Genomic DNA, 16,838 nt, shown 5'->3' with positions numbered 1-16,838 from the left:
CGTCGGGGCCGTGCTTGTTCGAACGGACGTCGAGCCGCTTTTTCGCGCGTTTGAGGGTGCGTTCGGCGATCCCGGCGGTGCTGGCCTCGGCGATGATCTCGCGGGCTGGGCGTGGCCCGGGCTTGAGTGTGTCGGTGAGGAAGCCTCGGCTTCGTCGCGTGCGCCGTGGTCTTCGTCGGGGGTGCGCCCAGCGAGCGTTCGCCGTCGAGGTCTGGGCGTTGGTGCAGCCATGAGAACTGGGGACCTCATTGCCGCGGTACTCATCGACGCTGGGCGCGAGCCAACCGCCGACGGGTCGACGATGACCAGCCGAACGTCGCCTCGAGCTTCGATCTCGGCGCTCTGGGCGATCTTCGATGCCGGCGAGTTCGGCCTCGGCGGCTTCGAGTTCGGCCTCGGCGGCTTCGAGTTCCTGGGTTAGCTCGCTGGCATGCTCTTCGAGTTCCTCGAACTCTTCTTGGGTCCGCTCCTCTAGGTCCGCGAGTTCCTGTTGAGCAGCTTCCCCCGATCTGCGGCCCCGGAACTCGCAGCACCGTGCGGCCCTAACGCGCACAACCACGATCACGCCCGCCGCGGCCAGGCGCGCCAGCGGCGGGCACCCGCGGGCCGGTCATCGTCGCGTGGCGTGAGCTTCTCGGGGGCCGAGGACCGGTCTGCTGGTGCGGACGTGTGCAGGAGGGCGGGGTCGGGGCCAAGCGCGCCCGGCAGTCCTTGGCCCTAGTCGCGAGCTTCGATCAGCTCGATGGTGTCGATCTTGAACGCTGGGACAGTGGTGCCCCCGCCGATGGTGGTGTCGTAGCTGTAGGAACCACGCCCGGTTGCCCATACCTCCACGATGTCGTTATTGGTGATCCCGTCGAGGTCGGGGCAGTCCTCGGTAAGGGCCGACAGCATAGGCGAGTCCTCGTATCCAAAGGCGCTGCGCACGTCGTAGTCTCCGATTCCGCTGCTGTGTTCAGCCGACACACGCGCGTGGAAGGCGCACGGCCCGGTGGCCGAGTCGAACTGCACGATGCGAGCGAACATGTGTAGGCATTCGCCTTCATACTCCTCCGGATTGCGCTCGACCTGACCGCGGTCGATCGTGCTGCACTCGGCTAAGCGGGCCTCTTCGCGCTCGGCTTCGGTCTGGGTTCGCACGTCCTCAGCGCAGGCGGCGACTTCCGCGACGAGCGATTCCTGGTCGGTGACGTGGTCCCAGTTGCTGTCGTACTCGACAAGGGTGCCGATCTCGCTGTCGATGTCGTCTTCGGCCTCGGCGCAGGCTCGTGCTACCTCGTCCTCGACTTCTTGCTCACGTTCGGCGCGGATCTCTGGGTCGTACTCCTCGCGGAGTCTGTCGGCCTCCGTTTCGAGTTCGGCTGCCTCGGACTCGGCGCTGGACAGGTCCGAGGCGAGTCCATCCCGCTCATCTTCGATGGCTTCCCGTTCGGCCTCGGCGGCTTCGAGTTCGGCCTCGGCGGCCTCGAGGTCCTGGGTTAGCCCGCTGGCATGCTCTTCGAGTTCCTCGAGTTCCTCTTGGGACTGCTCCTCTAGGTTTGCGAGTTCCTGTTGAGCATCTTCCTCCTGATCTGCGGCCCTGGAACTCGCAGCAAGCGCAAGGGCAAAACCCGTAACCGCCACCGCCGCGAGCAGGCCGATCGCTCCCCACACCGGTGGGAAGCGACGGAGTGTTGAGGCGGCTTGCTGGAGACGAGAACGAGATGGCTCGTTGGGAAGCTCGTCGCCCTCCGGGTCGTCGCCCGGCTGCGCCGCCTCTCCCTGCGGGCCGCCGTCGTGGTCTTGGTCCCCGCTCATGACCGACCCCCCAACGTCCGACAGTGACGAGATGGCCCAACCCCCGCCGAGCCCCACTGTCCGATAGGACACTCACGCCCGGCGACTCTCTTGTCAACACGCGCATCGGGCACCTAGCCCGCATGCTCGCTTCGGCGGAGGTTCACCTGCGCCGCGACCGACCGTCAGCGACGCGCGTGCGGCTCGTGCTGGCGGGGCGTTGCCGCCGGGATCGCGCGCCCGGGCGTGTCAACGGTTGTCGCGGCGGCCGCTGGCCCGACCGTCGGTCGACGCGGCGGGAACCCACCACCGCCGCGAACCCTGACTTCGGAGGTAGCAAGCGATGAGCACACCGACCCTTCAAGCGCGAGTGGCGTCTACGCCCCAGCTCGAGCAGCTCGCGCACGACGCACACCAGGCAGGCTTGAGCCGGGTTCTCTCTGACGAGCTTCGCGCACGCCTCGACCCCGACGGGATGCACGTGCTGAAGCCACTACTCGTGCACGACGACGCCGACCCCGACCGCGACCCGGTGCGTCGCCCCGCGCACGTGCGCTGCTACGCGCTCATCAAGCTCAGCGACCAAGAGGTCGACGACACGCCCGTGCCGGTGGTCTTCCTTGACGTGGCCCTGCGTCCCTTTCGCGAGCTCCCCGCTCCCGACGAGTGGTGACCGGGAACTGGCACGAACGAGCACCCGAGCGCTTGTGGGATCCCCGCTGGTCGCAAAGCTGCCTGAACCCCGACGACGGTGAGTAGTCCGAGTTCCCGCCCGCCCGGTCGCGAAGGTGGCCGCGAGGGCCACGCCAACGCCGCCGCTAGCAGGGCCGCGCCCTCATGAGCGCATCCGGGGGTTCTCACCGCTGTTGGTGGCCTGTTACGCTATGTCGTGAGCGGACCTGGTGTTGGCGGGATCGGAGGGCTCGAACATGACCAGGACACCCAGCGCGGGCGCGGCGGGGCGTGCGCGCCTGGCCGCGGCCGTCGGCGCGCTGGCGCTGCTGTTGGGCGGGGTGGTGCTGGCTGCGCCGGACGCGCACGCGGTTGGCGACACCGGCTGCTACTACAGCCACGAGGCGCAGCGCCACTACTGCTACGGCAACCAAGGCGGCGGGTTCGCGCCCAGCGAGCCGCAGAACGACGTCGGCGCCGGCTACTACTACCACGACCCGCAGGGGCACACCTACACCCCCAACCGCGGGTCGCTGCACAACCCCGGTGCCTACGGAGGATCCTCGCGGGATTACTCGAGTCGCGGCGGGTTCGGCGGGTTCGGAGAGTCGAGCTCGCCGCTGGATCGTGGCGGGTTCGGAGAGTCGAGCTCGCCGCTGGGGTCTGCGGATCGTGGCGGGTTCGGCGGGTCGAGCTCGCCGCTGGATCGTGGCGGGTTCGGCGGGTCGAGCTCGCCGTGGGGCTCCAGCGGCGGGTTCGACCGCGATCCCTACGACCCCTACGACTGGTAGGCCACGCGCGAGCGCGAGCGCGAGCGGGAGGGCGTCGGCGCGAGCGCGGCGAGCTAGCCGGCCAGCAGCTCGAAGTCGCGGGTGAGCGCGGCCACCAGCGGCCGGTAGACAGCGAGTTCCGGGTGCGGCGCGCCGCACTGCTGCACGCTGGTGCGGGTCACGTGCGCCCAGCCGTCCGCGTCGGGCACGGCGTCGGCGCGTCCGACGTGCTCGCCGCACCATCGGCACGCCATCTGCGGGTAGACCTCCTGGACCGCCACGTGTGGATGCTCGTCGTCGAGGCTGCCGAGATGGGTCACCGGCGTCGCGGCGCCGCCGTCGTCAGCGTGGCGTTCGCTTGCCAGCGGCGCGCTGCGACGCGCACTCGACACGACGACGAAGCGGCGGTTGGCGGCGTCCCACACGCCCACGCTTGCCTGCCCTCCGGACAGCGCGTACACCGCGCGGTCGGCGCAGTCGGCCAGCGCGGTGGGCAGCTCGCGCGCCTGCGCGTCCGGCGGGGGCGAGGTGACCGGCTCGCCGGTCTCGGGGTCGCAGCACGAGGGGCACGGGGACGGCTCGTCGCTGTGCTCGCGCAGCACGATCGTCATGTCGCGCTGCCCGTCGCAGTTGCAACACGCGCCCGAGTCGAGCGCGGCGCGCACCCGCTGCGGGAAGTCGGCGGGCAGTTCGCCGCGCTGCGCTGCGGCCGCGACCTCGTCGTCGTCGAGCGCGACCTCGGTGGTGGCGTCCATGCGCGGGAGTGTGCCGCGCCCATCTTGCGTGACCCGGGCAACCCGTGGCGCCGCATCCGCGACCGGGATCCGAACCGAACGGCGGAGAGGGCCCGGGGCCTCGCGGCGGCGAGGCGTCGAGCGAGGCGGAGCGGTCACGCGTGGGCCGGCTGACGTGCCTGGTATGGCGGCTCGAGCTCCAGGGGCGGCCGGCGCTGGCGCGGGACGCGGGGAGGGGCGGTCGCGGCGCTCGACTTCTGTCGCAGCTCATGGCTGTGACACCGGTGCCCGAACGGTCGATCCGCGAGCTCTTTCGCTTGATCTTTGGGTTCGCCGCTGGGATCCCCTCAGCGGTGGAACCGACCGGACGGAGGACGGGATGGTTGACGAGTACGACGATGAGCAGGAGCACGAGGAGGGACACACGTTCTCGCCGGGCTCCGGCGAGCCCGGTGAGCCCGGTGAGTTCGATGCGGCCGAGTCGGCCGAGGGCGAGCCCTACGAGTCCTCTCGCGACTCGAGTGGCGGGTGGTCAGACGAGGTCGACGCGCCCTTCGCGGATGAGAGCAGCGCTATCGGTGGCCGCGAGGACGCTGGCGGCGAGCCTGCTGGCGAGGCGGAGAGCGGTGAGTCGCTGGCCGAACGCGGCGCGGCGAACCTCACGGTGGCGGGGACGTTGTGGCTGCACTATCCCAGCCGGGACGTGCGGGTGCCCGCTGAGTTCAGCGGGTTCGACGCGCTGCGGGTCATGCGCATGTTCGCTCGCGCTCGCACCGAGGGTCTCGATGACCGCGTCGACCCGCTGGTGTCCAACGCGCGCAGCGTGTGGCTGGCGCTTGACATCGCCTCCGAGGGGGCGCCGCTGGCGATCACCTGGGTGCCCGTCAGCGCCGAGCCGGCGCGGCGCATCGCCATCGACCCGCTGCCGACCGGCTAGCGCCGCGCCGGGCGAGTGCACGAGCGACGGGGTCGCGTTCCCTTGAGGCGCGGCCCCGTACTCGTGCTCCCGACTCGTTTGCTCGCTACTCGTTGCTGGGGGGTCGGGCGTCGGTCTGCGGCGAGTGCGCGGGGCGCGGGCGCCGGCACCGTCCGCGCATGCGCCCGCCCAACCACGTGGATGATCGCCGGTCGCTGCGACCCTGCGACTACCTCGCCGACCCTTTCGGGTTCGGTTGGCGCGCTGACGCCGAGACGGCCATCCCGCCAGGTGGGGACCGCGTGTCGCGGGATGTGGCGCTCGTGCAGCACCGTCTGGTGCTTCGGTGGCGAACCACTTCCGGGGCGCCGACCGCCGGCGCGCTCTGCCGACGCTACGAGATCTCGCGCATGACGCTGCACCGCACGCTGATCGGCCAGCGCTGGCAGGGCGAGACTGTGCTGGTCGCGCTGCTGCACGCCGTGGGTGGGGTAGTGCAGCAGCGCAAGCAGCGAAGCTCGGCGGGTCACCAGCAGAAGCGACCCGGCGCCGCGTCGCGGCAGGCACGTCGCCGACGGCGGGCCCCGGCCCGACTGCCGGCCAGGTCGACGCGCCGCTCGACGCAGGGACGCGGGCGTGCGCTCACCCCTCGACGATCCGGTCGTCGCTGGCCCGCTGCTGGCGGCTGGGCAGAAGTGGTCGCGGCGAGCCCGCGGTGCGGCGCTGGTGGCGCGCGATGGCCTCGACGGCGGGGCGACAAGGCCGACGAGTGTGACCTCGACGCCGGAGCCGCGGGGTGGTCGCGGCCGGATACCTGGGGCTGCCGGTCCGAGTGGGGGTCGGAAGGGTGCCAAGGGTGCCGCGGGTTGGTTGTGGCAGCCTTGGCGTCCTTGTCTGGTCAGGGTTGCTGGTGGGGAAGCGACCACGACCAGGTGCCGTCGGGGCCGTGCTTGTTCGAACGGACGTCGAGCCGCTTTTTCGCGCGTTTGAGGGTGCGTTCGGCGATCCCGGCGGTGCTGGCCTCGGCGATGATCTCGCGGGCTGGGCGTGGCCCGGGCTCGAGTGTGGCGGCGAGGAAGGTCTCGGCTTCGCCGCGCGCGCCGTGCTCCTCGTCGGGGGTGCGCCCAGCGAGGCGTTCGCCGTCGAGGTCTGGGCGCTCGTGCAGCCATGCGAACTGGCCATGTTCCTCGATCTGGTAGTTCAGGGTTGGCGCCGTGCCGGTGAGGTTGGCTTTGACGTGGGCCACGGCGGCGAGCTGGTTGTCGTCGGGGTCGGTGCCGGCGAACAGCACCGACCGTACGAGCTGACCGAACGCCGCTGAGCCGGTGATCCGATGCAGCGCCACGTCGGCTTCGGCTTTGCGGACGTGCATGACCAGCAGCACCGCGACCTGGTGCTCGGCGGCGACTTGTCGCAGGCCCTCGAGAGCCGAGCGGACTTCGCTGCCGCGGTACTCATCGACGCCGGGGGCGAGCCAACCACCGACGGGGTCGACGATGACCAGGCGAACGTCGCCTCGAGCTTGGATCTCGGCGCTGAGCGCGGCGGCGTCCGCGGACGTGAACGGAGCTACCTTGCCCCGCTGGTCGCAGATCCCGTCGATGACCGACACGCGAGTCAGATCGGCGCCCAGGTCCTCGAGGCGAGGTCGCAGCGTGTCGGCGGCTTCGTCCTCGAACGAGGCGAGCAGCACACCGGCGGGCCCGCCGCTGTGCTCATCGCCGGGAAGGGGATCGCCGCGCGACACGCTGGCGGCCAGCGCGGCGCTGAGGTAGCTCTTGCCGACACCGCCGATACCGGCAAGTGCGGAGAGCTTGCCCAGCAGCAACCGGCCACCGAACAGCGGCTGGATCTCCTCGCGCGGCACATCAGCCAGCCGCCGTGTCACCAGACGACGCTGGTCGTCGCTGGGCGTCGCCGGGGAGCTGGCCGTGTCCGCGCCGGGTCCGCCATCCGATGCACTGGTCGGCGCTGCGGTCGGCCTGGGATCGGTAGGTTCTGCGGGTCCGCTCATCCGAGCTCACCCGCCCCAGGGCTAGGCGAGGGGAACGCGCGCGGCAACGGCCGGTTCGATGCGCTCGGGCCGGCGCGGTCGACGCCCGTCGGTCGGTGTTCTTCGGTCGTGCTCGTCTCTGATCGCATGCGAGGCCATGTGCGGCCGCTCGTGGGGAGTGCAACCGACGGCCGCAGTGGCCCCGGGCCCGGCCGGCGGCGGGCCATCTCGCGCTCGTCGCGTTCGCCGATCCTCATCGGCCGGGCAATCGCCACCGTAAGCGTGGGGACGTGGCGGTGCCCGCGGACCGTGCACGTGTGGCCGGTGGTTGCCTCGGTCGGCCTGGCCGCCACGTGTCGGGGGCATGAGCGAGACGACGACACCCCGGTTCTTGACCGCTGAGGGCCCTGAGGGGCCGCGTGCCTGGGCGGAGGCCGTGGAGCTGGTGCGCGCGGGCGAGGCCGGCGCCGGCGACTTCACGGTGCGCCTGTCCCAGGTCGTTCCTCAGCCGAGTCCTGAACCTAATAACGCGAACAATCATTGATTCTCACGAGAGTGATAGGTTGATGGTGATGTCTGTGCAGGAGTCAGCTGAGGTAGAGGCACGCGCCGCGACCAGGCCGGCGTGGCGAGACCTGGTGGCCGACGGGGTGGAGCCGCGGCTGCCTGAGGAGTTGCGCGCGTTCTTGGACGCGGGCCGCCCGCTGGCGCTCGTGGGCCGGTGGAGCACCCCCTCGGGCCCGAAGGCGGTGCAGAGCGCGGTCGAGGACTTCCTCACGGCCGTGGAGGTGACCGAGCGCCACACGGGCTTGCAGATCCGCGACCGCCTGCCGAGCGTCGAGGCGCTCGTCCAGCAACTGGCGGCGCAGCCGACGGTGTCGCACCCCGAGCGCGGGCGGGACAAGCCGATGCGCCATCGCATGCTGGTGCTCGACCTGCGCGCCGAGGCGGGCATGGTCGCGTTGTTGATCACCGGCTCGGGCGCGAAGGTCATGCCCGATGGCCAGCAGCCAGTGGTGCTCAAGCTCGCCGAGGTCGTCCGCGAGTACGAGGCGGCGCTGCTGGTGCGCCATCGTGAGGATCGCTCGGCGCGGGTGAAGTGGGCGCTGGCCCCGCTGGCCGACAGCTTGGAGCAGACCGGCGCGTTCCTCGCCTCCGGCGAGCAGCCGCCGCAGCAGTTCGATGACGCGAGGAGCATCATCGAGTTCTTGCGCGGCGGGGAGAGCGCGGAGAACGCTAAGAACCTGTTCCTGCAGACACGCCGCGGCCAGCGCGACCTGTCCGAGTACGAGATGCGCAGCGGGCAGGCGGGCTACCGCATGGGCACCCCCGTGCCGCCGGGGTTGGCGACCTGCTACCTCGACGACGGCACCGGGGGGCGGGGCCGGCGGGTGCTGTTCCTCGACACGCCCGCGTGCCGCCCCGACCCCCAGCAGGTCACCTCGGGGCTGCCGCGGGTGTTCGACGCCGACGGGCAGCCGGTCGACCAGGTCGCCAACGTGCGGTGGATCCTGGAGCGGCTGGGCCGCCCCCAGTGGCCGATGCACCGGGTCCTCGAGGGTCTCACCCGGCGCCGCTACAGCACCCAGCACCTGCGCGAGGTGCGCCGGGACCCCGCAGCCTGCTACACCCTCGCCGACCACGCCCGCTACCCCGGCGGATACCGGCACCTGCTGGACAGCATCATGCACAACCTCGAGGTGTACGAGACCGGGGTGCTGCCCCGCGAGCTGCACCCCGAGCTCGACACCCCCGACATCACCGGAGTGATGCCCCCCGACGGGCCGTGGGCGCAGCCCGAGGACTTCGCGCGGATCCGTCGCTGGAGAGCCGAGAACCACGACCGCCGCAACCGCGCGGTGAGTTTGCCGCTCACCGGCGTCGAAGGCACCTACAACGGCGAGGCGGTGAAGCTGCTCACCGAGCACTGCCCTAGCCGCGACATACCGCCGCGCTACAAGTTCACGCTGCTGGCGCACTACCCCGACCGCGCCCTCGCGCCCGCTGGCCATGTGCGCATCCCCTGGGCGGTGCTGCACGGCATCCTCACCGACGCGATCCGCGACGCCGACGGGCTGCCGCTGCGCATCGTCGGCCTCGACGACCTCGGCGACGCCGACCACGCCCAGCGCCGAGCCGAGCTCGACGCCGCCGTCGCCGAGCTCGACGCCGCCCGCCGCGACCTCGAGCGCCTCGAAGCCCGCCTGGAGGACACCGACGAACACGGCGCCCCCCGGGTCACCGGCGCGCTGCTGGACCGACTCAACACCCGCTACAACACCCTGGCCGAGCAGACCATCCCCGACCTCGAGCGCCGCGCCGCCCAAGCCCGCGCCCACCTCGACCAAACCCTCGCCCCCGACCCCACCCTCGCCGGCCACGACCAACTGCTGCACCTGGTCGAGCGCCTCGGCGACCCCGCCGACAGCACCCTCAACGGGCTGTGGAAGACCTCGCTGTGCGACCTCGAGATCACCACCACGCGGCTACGTGAGGGCTCCGCGCGCGGCTGGCACGTTGAAGTCACCGCCACGCTGCGATTCACCGACGGCGAGCACACCTACGACATCCCCGTGCACGGCCGCTGGCGCACCGGTGCCGCTTCACGGCTGCCGCAACGCCTCGACGATCTCGCCCAGGCCCACCTCGAACGCATGCGCGCCGGCGAGCCGCTACCCCATCCCGACGCCATCCGCTGGCGCCAGGTGCGCCCGCGACTGACCCAGCTGCTCACCAGCGAGGGGCGCCCCCCGCTGGTGATGGGCTGCAGTGACCCGACCATCACCGCCATCGCCACCCGCCTGCACCTCGACCCCAAGCAGCCCGACGCCGCCCTCGCCAGCGAGCTCGACGTTTCGCCCGCCCTGGTCGCGCGCATCCGCGAGATCCACCTCGAGCCCCTGGCCCGCAGAAACTGGCGACAACCCCCGCCGCCCGGGCTGCGAGCGCTGTACGACCTCGCCGTCGTCAACGGCGGCCACGTCACCGCCGCGGACGCCGCCGAACGCGCCCGCGTCAGCGCCGCGCAGGTCTACAACCTCGCCGCCGAGCTGCGCGCAACCACCGACCTGTGGACCACCCACCTCAAACGCGGCTACCAACTCCGCGCCTGCAGCTGCGGCGCCCTCGACTGGACCCTCCCCGAGATCCCCGAACCCCTCCACGCCATCTGCCGCGCCTGCCGCCACGACCTCGCCGGCCTGCACTGGCCCGCCGACCCCTACCAGCGCTATGAGGCCGGCAGCGGATGTACCCCACCGGCGTGAACGAGGGCGCACGGTACAGGTGCTGCGGTGCTAGCCCAGAGAGCACCGGCGATGTCCGCCGGGCGCCGCGTCAGGCACCGGTGGGTGATTCGAGGCCGGCGAGCAGCCGGCTGGCGGCGCGGTCGTCGCCGGCGGCCAGGGCATCAACGGGACAGCGCTCCCGAGTACCGGCAAGGGCGTGAGCAGCCACTCAGAGACGCTGCTCTCGATCATCAGTGCGCAGAGCCGGGCAACGACGGCGACGAACTCGGCCACGCTCGGACCACGTCGTCGAACTCGGCTGGTCACCGCGGCGCGCGTCCCTGAGAGCCTCGGCCAGCCCGGGGGGCCAACTGCCGTACGTTCGCGCGCCGGGAAGCCTCGCGGAGCCTGACGTGCCGCGATCCCGTCGACGACGGGGCCTCGACCGTGTTCAGCACCACACCATCTGCGCGGTGGCAACAACGAGCCCGACGAGGATCACGAAGGCCGCGAGCGCCTCGAGGCCCAGCGCTTCGGCGATCCGCTCATCGGCGTGCTCGCGCGCCTCCCGGTCCCCGTCGACGCGGGCCTGGCGCTCCTCGGCGAACTCGCGGTGCACCTCGGCGCGGGTGTCCTCGAGCTGGTCGCGGACGTCGAGCACGCGGCCCTCGAGGTCCTGCAAGTCCGCGCGCAGCTTGACGAGCTCGCGGTGCGGCCAGCGGTCACGCCGTCCGTACCGGTGGACCCTGCCGCGCGCACTCATCGACGCGGTGGCGGACAAGGAGCTGGACAAACTCACCGTGCGTGTGCGCCCCGGGAGCCAAAGAACTCGCCGCCCCTGGTTGACCGCCCTCCCGGCCAGCCGGCCCATCCGACGAGATGCCGCCTGGGCGAGACCGCGAACCCGTTGCGCTACCCCGGTAGGCGTCCGAGGTAGCGGTAGGTGCGTACCAGGCCCCACGCCGCGAGGCCGCCGCCGACCAGCTGGACTGCCATCGGCAGCGGCTCCGCGCACCACATGCCAGCGAATGGTGCCCGACTGCGGTTCACGCGCCCAGGAGCCCGTACAGATCCGGCGACGGGTCGTGTCTCGCCGGCGCGTTGCTGGCCTTCGCGACCAACAGGCTGGGTCACCGACCCGGGCAAGCCGGTGTCGGGAGGCCCGTGGGTTAGAGGCTGCCGTGCTCGTCGACGGGGGGCTCTCCCTCGTCCGGGCGTCGGAACAGCCCCGGGTCGCTGCCGACCTTGAGTCGTAGCGGTTCGCCGCGTTCGACCGCTCCGCGCAGCCCTGCGGCTGTCGACAGTGCGAACCACGGCAGCTGGTCGGGGGTGAGCAACTGCCACCGCGTGTCCTGGTCACAGCGCACCGCCGCGAACACCGGGCGGGCGACGCCCACCACGACGACCAGCCATGCCGGGCTGCTCGCCCCATCCGGGGTGGGGGACCAGGCCACCCGCGAGGCCGTCCCCAGGATGCGCCGCGCGCCCGAGGTGACCTGGTCGATCGCCGCGACGACCTCGGTGCGGTCGGGGTCGAGGAGGGCGACGTCGAGGAAGTCGTCCGACCGATCTGCGGCTATAACGAGCGGGGCCGGCTCGTCACCGTGCAGACCATCGAGGCCGTCGGTGAACGCGGCGGCGAACGCTTCGATGTCGGCATCGCGTACCGGATTCGTGGGCGCGTCGTTGGGGTGCATGCTCGTACCGTGCCGGCCCCGCTCGGCGGCGCACACCCCGACGCTCGCGTCGACGTTCGAGCACGCCCAGACGGTCAATGTCGAGGGGTCGGCGGCACCCCTGCCATCACCGACGAACTGCAGCCCGGCAGTGCCCAGGCCGGCTTGAGCGAGCACCCTCGTGGTCCCCGCTGCCCCGCAGGGCACGGCGCGCATTCCAGGTCTCGTGGTGGGATCGCCGGGATGCTCGCTCGGGGGCCACCAAGTTCCCCCTGGCCGGCCGCTTCGCACGGGCCTCTGGGCCGGTTCGGGGTGGTGGCTGGCTGTCGTGGGGCGAGCGGGGCACATGGTCGGGGTTGTCGTAACGGCCGGCCTCGTCGCGGGTGCGCCGCGGTTCCCCTGGGGGTGTTGCCGCTGGCCGGTGCTCGGCGACGCCCGACCGTTTGCGGATCAACCGCCCCGCGTCGCGCCTCTACGCGGCGACGTGGATGGTTGGCCCGCTGAAAAGCTTGGAGCTGCGACCCATGGAACCCATCCGCTACAGCATCGACGAGGCCTGCGACTGGATCACCGTCCTGGACTCGCTCGTGGAGAACACGCCGCCGGCGCTGCCGGTGTCGGCGGGCACGGTGGTTGAACTGGCCACCGTCGCCGCTCGCGCGCAGGTCGAGCAGCTGCTACGCAGCGACCAGCCGCTCGACTGGAACGCGGACACGGCGGACGCGGTCGCTGCCGGCGTGACCCCGATCGTTCAGGCCGCGGTGTGCCCCGACGCGCCCCGCGGCGGGCAGGTCGCCGCCATCGTCGGTGAGCTCGTCGCCCGCACTGTGGAGTGCGTCTGGTCACCCCACCAGCCGGTGGGCCGCTGCCGCAGCTTCGGTGACCCGCTGGCCGTGGTGCCCGAGTGCCAGTGCGGCAATCCGCAGCTCGCGCCCCAGTGCCAGTGCCCGGACCTGCAGCCTTTCGCTGCCGACGAGCCCGACGAGCCGCACGCCGCCGTGCCCGGCGATGTGCGCTGCAGCTCAGACGGCTGCACCTACTACAGCCAGCCACAGTCGGTCGACCCGTAACCACCGCGGCCCGCCGAATCCAGACCCGGCTGGCGTCACCAAGCGTCGAGCGAGGCCGCCGAGCACCTCATCGACCTCGAGGATCACCTGCGACTGGGTCTAGCGCCTCGGAGCAGTGCCCTCGGACTGCACGTCCAAGCGGTACCGGTCACCGTCTCGCTCGCGCACCGTCGCCAGCCACCAACCGCGCCCGCCGTCATGCAACCACAGCTGCGACCTGGCCTCGAGGCCGTCATCGCCGTCGAGCTGTGCCTCGTGGATCGTCGCCTCGCCGCGCTCCCGGAGCTGACGTAGCAACCGCGGCGTGACCTCCACCACCGGATGGTCCAAGACGACCACGCGTGCCCGAGCACCGTCGATGCTGGTGACCCGCGCCGTCGCGGCAGCGACATCGTCGCCGCGCAGCCCGATCATGTCGCCCTCACGCACCTGCGCGAGCTCGGGCCCGGTCAGGTTCACTGAGAACTGCTCGGCGTGACCGACTCGGCTGTAGTCCACGAAGACCGTTGCCACCGGCTCTCCGTTCACTGGTAGGTCCCCGCGTCGAACGCGTCCGCGGCTTCGCGCACCCCGTCGCGGTCGCCGTCGGCGATCGCGTCCAGCGGGCGACGACCGTTCAGCAGCCGGTTCGGCGTCTGCCACCACTGGGCGATGCCGCGGCGGGTGAGGCTGTCGCCGAGCACCGCGCCGATGTCGCGCTTCGCGTCACCCACCGGTTCGCCCCCTTGCCGCCGCCGACGCTTCCACAACCGATCGTGCCATGCATCCGAACACCACCGCCGCTGAGCGCTACCGCGCCCAGCCCACCTCCGCGCCGACACGATCGCCAAACGGCGGCCTGTTGCGCCGCTACCAGCTCGAAGACGAGCCGGACGCGCGACCACCAGAGCAACGATCCCCTCTCGCTCGGGGCCGCGGTAGGGCCAAACGTCCCCTGGGCTAGGGTCCGGTCGCCGACATCGGTTGTCCCGCATCGATCGAACGCGCCCATCCCGGCGTGGGTTGAAGTCGAGTCGTGTTCGGATGGGTGTAGGGCCGCAGTAGCAGGTGGCAGCGGGCTACAGGTGGTGGATCCACTCGCGCACGAAGGGCGGCAGCGACTCGGTGCTGAGTTGGGAGAAGGCGTCGCGCCACGTGAGGGTGGGGTGGCTGGCTGAGGCGGCCGTCCCGGTCTTGACGAGGTAGGCGAAGGTGGCGTCGAAGCCCAACAGCTCGGTGACCAGGAAGCGTTGCACGTCGGTCTGGCTCACGGCGTGCAGGCCACGGCGGGCGAACTCTCGCTTCTCGCCAGACGACGACGGGTAAGAGCCCTCACCCGAGGTCCACTTCGCCTCGATCCACAGCACCCTGTCCGGTGACCCGTGGATCACCAGGTCGGGCTTGCTGTTGAACGCCCACTTGAACACACACGTGCGCCGGAACTCATCGTTGTCGGGGATGTTCGCCGCGAACCGGCGCACGCTCCAACGCCCGGGGTACTGGATCTCGTGGCTCGAGGCTCGCGGGGTGGCGCCGAAGAACGTGTTGAACTGCTCGACGGCGCAGTGGCGCAGCCAGTCGGCGTTCGCGGGTGCCAGCAGGCCGACGATGGCGTCACGCCGTTGCTCGGGATCCTCGTGCAGGCTCCACAGGTCGCGGGCGTAGGTCCACTCGACAAACACCTCGGCGGCAGCCGGCTGCCCGAGACCGTCCCAGCCGATGGCATCGGCGAAGCGCTCCAGGTTGCCGCTGTGCAGCAGCGCGGCGTACAGCATCGCGACCGCGTTGCGTTCCTCCCGGTTGAACGTCGAGAACGCTCCCGGCGGCTTCAGCCACCCCTGAAGTGAAGATCCCCCCATAGACGGAGTCTAGCCCACGGCCTGGCCCAGCCCCGACGCAACCCAGCGACCCCGGACACACCATCCATCGCCGCGCCGCCCTTTCCGGTGAGAGTGGAAGTTGAAGGAGATGGCGCGGGGGTGTAGGACCGCGCTGGGGCCGTCCTGGGCTCGCTTGGCGCACCGTCGTCCCTGCCACGTTGCTGCCTTCGGGCTGGGGGCGGAGAGCACCCACCAGGGACAGCTGCCAAGGCCTCCGTTGTGGCAATCGTCCACCGGGTCCGGATCCATGCGCCTGTGGCTATGGGTTGCGGGTGTCGTGAAGCGTTCTGGCGGCCGGGGGCGCTGGTGGGGCGCGTCAGCCGCTGTCGGTGGTGGGGTCGGCTGCCGTGAGCTGCGCGTTGGCCGCGCCCAGGGCATGGTGTTTGGTGAGGATGCGTCGGGCGCGGTTGAGGCGCGAACGCACGGTGCCGGTGGGGATGCGCAGTGCCTCTGCGATCTCGGTGTAGGACAGCCCTTCCCAGGAGTACAGGAGCACGACTTCTCGGTCTTTGCGGGAGAGGGCCGCGAGCGTGTCTGACAGCCCGGCTGCTTGCGTCTGTGCGTCGAGGCGGACTGGGGCGGTCTCGACGGGGTCCTCGTCGACCGTTCCGCGGCCCCGCAGCCGCTCGTACGCTGACCGTCGACGGCGCTGGTCGCGCCAGTAGCGGCGCAACAGGTTGCCGGCGATGCCGTACAACCACGGCCGCGCCGAGGCGCGGTCGGACTGGAAGCGACCGCGGCCTTCGAAAGCTGCTCGGAACACCTCGCCGGTGAGATCGTCAGCGACGTCGCGTCCGGCGCGTCGGGCGAGGTAGCCGTGCACCGCGTCGACGTGGCGCTCGAAGATCGCGCCGAACGACTGGGGGTGGGTCAGCGACTCGCGGATGACGTCGGCGTCGTCGCCGTTCATCGCTCGGTTCCGTCGCAGCCCTCGGTGACCAGTGCTGTGGCCTGATCGCTCAGCCCGCCGTTGAACTGCGCTCCGGCGAAGAGGATGATGACCTCGGGGGCGTGCCACAGGACGTGGTTGACCACGTAGTCGGCGGGGGGTTCCTCGGCGGCGGAGACGTCGTCGGTGACGGTGCGCCATTGCACCTGCAGGCCGAGATCGCGGACCTGGTCGGCGGCGGCGTCCACCGAGAGCCCGCGAAGGTTGTTGCAATGCAGCGGGCCGCCGGGCCGGTCGGCGTTGAGCGGGATGCTGGTTTGGAACGCCTCGCCGTCCTCAGCGGGGCGACCGATCGCCAGTTCCCCACTGCCCGACCATCCCTCGGGGACACGAATGCCGATCGGGCTCTCCTCGAGCTCGCTACCTCGCTCGCCGATCGGCTCGATCTCGTTCGTGGTGTTCATCAACAGCCGCCCGACGCTGAACGGGTCGCTGGACACGAACGTCACGTCGAGGTCGATTCCAAGATCTTGGAGCTCTGAGCGGATGCGCTCAGGATCGGCGGTTGGTTCGAGAAACCGCACCTCGGTGTAGCCGTCCCGCTCGACAGCCTCGACCGCTTGGGCAGACGACGGGCCCAGCGGATTGCCGGGATCGCCCGGCGAACCCGGATCACCGGAGAACGTCACTGGCCCCACACCCACGACCACCACCGCGGCAACCGCCGCAGCGATGGCCAGGGCGGGCGCCAGCCGCCAGCCCGGTACGAACCGGCCTCCCAGAGAGACTCGTTCCCTACTGCCCGCCGCAGATTCCCGCTCCACGGCGGCGGCCAACGTGGCACGCGCTCGCGCCCGCACCTCGGGACTCGGCGGCGACGGGTCCGGCCGTCCACGGGCAAACTCCTCGAAGTCCATCCCCAGCTCCCTCACATCGCGGTGGAGTTCCGCAGGGAGTTGCCCACACGCACGCGACCGGTTCACATCAGACTGCTGGCAGCGAGCGAGCGTTACCCCAAAGCGGTCAGGCACAGGGATCTCTCGGGCCGAGGGGGCAAGTTGGAAGCCTTCACTGGTCGACGACCAAAGTCCCGACGCCCGTTGTCCGACCCGGCGAGGGCCGCACTGGAGGAGCCCGAGAGGGGACGTTGGGCCGTGTTCGGCAATCATCCGGTGGCAGGAGATACCGGCCGCGTACTTCGTGGCTCTCTCTGACTGCGGATCCACGAAGTGCGCCATGGCCGCCCGACAACGCCC

The 16,838-nt window shown here is 71.2% G+C and carries 16 protein-coding genes; 6 read left to right on the top strand and 10 right to left on the bottom strand.

Going from position 1 to position 16,838, the window contains the following annotated elements; translation table 11 throughout:
* Window positions 1–229 precede the first annotated feature (229 nt).
* Window positions 230–421, top strand: a complete 192-nt coding sequence (locus tag ER308_RS04530; protein WP_131153879.1) for a hypothetical protein — start codon at window positions 230–232, stop codon at window positions 419–421.
* 296 nt (window positions 422–717) lie between these two features.
* Here ER308_RS04530 and ER308_RS04525 read toward each other — a convergent pair whose 3' ends face one another.
* Entirely contained in the window at window positions 718–1,797 is a 1,080-nt protein-coding gene (locus tag ER308_RS04525; protein ID WP_131153878.1) for a hypothetical protein, read from the bottom strand.
* Window positions 1,798–2,119: 322 nt separating this feature from the next.
* On the opposite strand from ER308_RS04525, the gene ER308_RS04520 reads away from it, so the two are divergent.
* Both ER308_RS04520 and ER308_RS04515 read left to right on the top strand, forming a co-directional pair.
* Window positions 2,120–2,449: a hypothetical protein gene (locus ER308_RS04520; protein ID WP_131153877.1), complete on the top strand. Its 330-nt coding sequence runs from the start codon at window positions 2,120–2,122 to the stop codon at window positions 2,447–2,449.
* A gap of 256 nt (window positions 2,450–2,705) precedes the next feature.
* On the top strand, window positions 2,706–3,239 hold the full coding sequence (locus tag ER308_RS04515; RefSeq protein ID WP_131153876.1) for a hypothetical protein: 534 nt from the start codon (window positions 2,706–2,708) through the stop codon (window positions 3,237–3,239).
* Between the two features lie 53 nt (window positions 3,240–3,292).
* On the opposite strand, the gene ER308_RS04510 is transcribed toward ER308_RS04515, so the two are convergent.
* Entirely contained in the window at window positions 3,293–3,973 is a 681-nt protein-coding gene (locus ER308_RS04510; RefSeq protein ID WP_131153875.1) for a hypothetical protein, read from the bottom strand.
* A 358-nt stretch (window positions 3,974–4,331) separates the two neighbouring features.
* Between ER308_RS04510 and ER308_RS04505 the strand changes: the two genes are divergently transcribed.
* Window positions 4,332–4,889 carry a hypothetical protein gene (locus tag ER308_RS04505; protein ID WP_131153874.1) on the top strand — a complete coding sequence of 186 codons (558 nt, stop codon included), beginning with the start codon at window positions 4,332–4,334 and terminating at the stop codon, window positions 4,887–4,889.
* An 877-nt stretch (window positions 4,890–5,766) separates the two neighbouring features.
* On the opposite strand, the gene ER308_RS04500 is transcribed toward ER308_RS04505, so the two are convergent.
* Complete coding sequence (locus ER308_RS04500; RefSeq protein WP_165491819.1) at window positions 5,767–6,756, bottom strand: AAA family ATPase; 990 nt, start codon at window positions 6,754–6,756, stop codon at window positions 5,767–5,769.
* Window positions 6,757–7,499: 743 nt separating this feature from the next.
* Between ER308_RS04500 and ER308_RS21380 the strand changes: the two genes are divergently transcribed.
* Window positions 7,500–10,127, top strand: a complete 2,628-nt coding sequence (locus ER308_RS21380) for a hypothetical protein (RefSeq protein WP_165491818.1) — start codon at window positions 7,500–7,502, stop codon at window positions 10,125–10,127.
* Window positions 10,128–10,539: 412 nt separating this feature from the next.
* Here the strand turns inward: ER308_RS21380 and ER308_RS04490 are convergent, their stop codons facing one another.
* Window positions 10,540–10,851, bottom strand: a complete 312-nt coding sequence (locus ER308_RS04490; protein WP_131153872.1) for a hypothetical protein — start codon at window positions 10,849–10,851, stop codon at window positions 10,540–10,542.
* Window positions 10,852–11,257: 406 nt separating this feature from the next.
* Complete coding sequence (locus tag ER308_RS04485; RefSeq protein WP_205745902.1) at window positions 11,258–11,941, bottom strand: hypothetical protein; 684 nt, start codon at window positions 11,939–11,941, stop codon at window positions 11,258–11,260.
* Window positions 11,942–12,288: 347 nt separating this feature from the next.
* Between ER308_RS04485 and ER308_RS04480 the strand changes: the two genes are divergently transcribed.
* The gene (locus ER308_RS04480) at window positions 12,289–12,834 is read left to right on the top strand and encodes a hypothetical protein (RefSeq protein ID WP_131153870.1); all 546 of its coding nucleotides are present in this window, start codon (window positions 12,289–12,291) and stop codon (window positions 12,832–12,834) included.
* Window positions 12,835–12,933: 99 nt separating this feature from the next.
* On the opposite strand, the gene ER308_RS04475 is transcribed toward ER308_RS04480, so the two are convergent.
* From ER308_RS04475 to ER308_RS04455, 5 genes are all read right to left on the bottom strand, one after another.
* Complete coding sequence (locus ER308_RS04475; protein WP_131153869.1) at window positions 12,934–13,347, bottom strand: hypothetical protein; 414 nt, start codon at window positions 13,345–13,347, stop codon at window positions 12,934–12,936.
* A gap of 11 nt (window positions 13,348–13,358) precedes the next feature.
* A complete protein-coding gene (locus ER308_RS04470) occupies window positions 13,359–13,547 on the bottom strand; it encodes an antitoxin Xre/MbcA/ParS toxin-binding domain-containing protein (RefSeq protein ID WP_131153868.1) in 189 nt (62 codons plus the stop codon).
* Between the two features lie 345 nt (window positions 13,548–13,892).
* On the bottom strand, window positions 13,893–14,672 hold the full coding sequence (locus tag ER308_RS04465; protein WP_131153867.1) for a hypothetical protein: 780 nt from the start codon (window positions 14,670–14,672) through the stop codon (window positions 13,893–13,895).
* Between the two features lie 337 nt (window positions 14,673–15,009).
* The gene (locus ER308_RS04460) at window positions 15,010–15,603 is read right to left on the bottom strand and encodes an RNA polymerase sigma factor (RefSeq protein WP_131153866.1); all 594 of its coding nucleotides are present in this window, start codon (window positions 15,601–15,603) and stop codon (window positions 15,010–15,012) included.
* Window positions 15,600–16,820: a hypothetical protein gene (locus tag ER308_RS04455; protein WP_131153865.1), complete on the bottom strand. Its 1,221-nt coding sequence runs from the start codon at window positions 16,818–16,820 to the stop codon at window positions 15,600–15,602. Before ER308_RS04455 ends, ER308_RS04460 begins: the two co-directional genes overlap by 4 nt.
* Between the last annotated feature and the right edge of the window lie 18 nt (window positions 16,821–16,838).

Source organism: Egibacter rhizosphaerae, assembly GCF_004322855.1.
Taxonomy (GTDB): domain Bacteria; phylum Actinomycetota; class Nitriliruptoria; order Euzebyales; family Egibacteraceae; genus Egibacter; species Egibacter rhizosphaerae.
The sequence above is the reverse complement of the archived record's forward strand: the minus strand, read 5'-3'. Positions and strand labels throughout refer to the sequence as shown.

Coding starts and splice junctions, on each gene's coding strand:
- ER308_RS04530 (WP_131153879.1), top strand. CDS start 230: ATGAGAACTGGGGACCTCATTGCCGCGGTACTCATCGACGCTGGGCGC.
- ER308_RS04525 (WP_131153878.1), bottom strand. CDS start 1,797: ATGAGCGGGGACCAAGACCACGACGGCGGCCCGCAGGGAGAGGCGGCG.
- ER308_RS04520 (WP_131153877.1), top strand. CDS start 2,120: ATGAGCACACCGACCCTTCAAGCGCGAGTGGCGTCTACGCCCCAGCTC.
- ER308_RS04515 (WP_131153876.1), top strand. CDS start 2,706: ATGACCAGGACACCCAGCGCGGGCGCGGCGGGGCGTGCGCGCCTGGCC.
- ER308_RS04510 (WP_131153875.1), bottom strand. CDS start 3,973: ATGGACGCCACCACCGAGGTCGCGCTCGACGACGACGAGGTCGCGGCC.
- ER308_RS04505 (WP_131153874.1), top strand. CDS start 4,332: ATGGTTGACGAGTACGACGATGAGCAGGAGCACGAGGAGGGACACACG.
- ER308_RS04490 (WP_131153872.1), bottom strand. CDS start 10,851: ATGAGTGCGCGCGGCAGGGTCCACCGGTACGGACGGCGTGACCGCTGG.
- ER308_RS04480 (WP_131153870.1), top strand. CDS start 12,289: ATGGAACCCATCCGCTACAGCATCGACGAGGCCTGCGACTGGATCACC.
- ER308_RS04465 (WP_131153867.1), bottom strand. CDS start 14,672: ATGGGGGGATCTTCACTTCAGGGGTGGCTGAAGCCGCCGGGAGCGTTC.
- ER308_RS04460 (WP_131153866.1), bottom strand. CDS start 15,603: ATGAACGGCGACGACGCCGACGTCATCCGCGAGTCGCTGACCCACCCC.
- ER308_RS04455 (WP_131153865.1), bottom strand. CDS start 16,820: ATGGCGCACTTCGTGGATCCGCAGTCAGAGAGAGCCACGAAGTACGCG.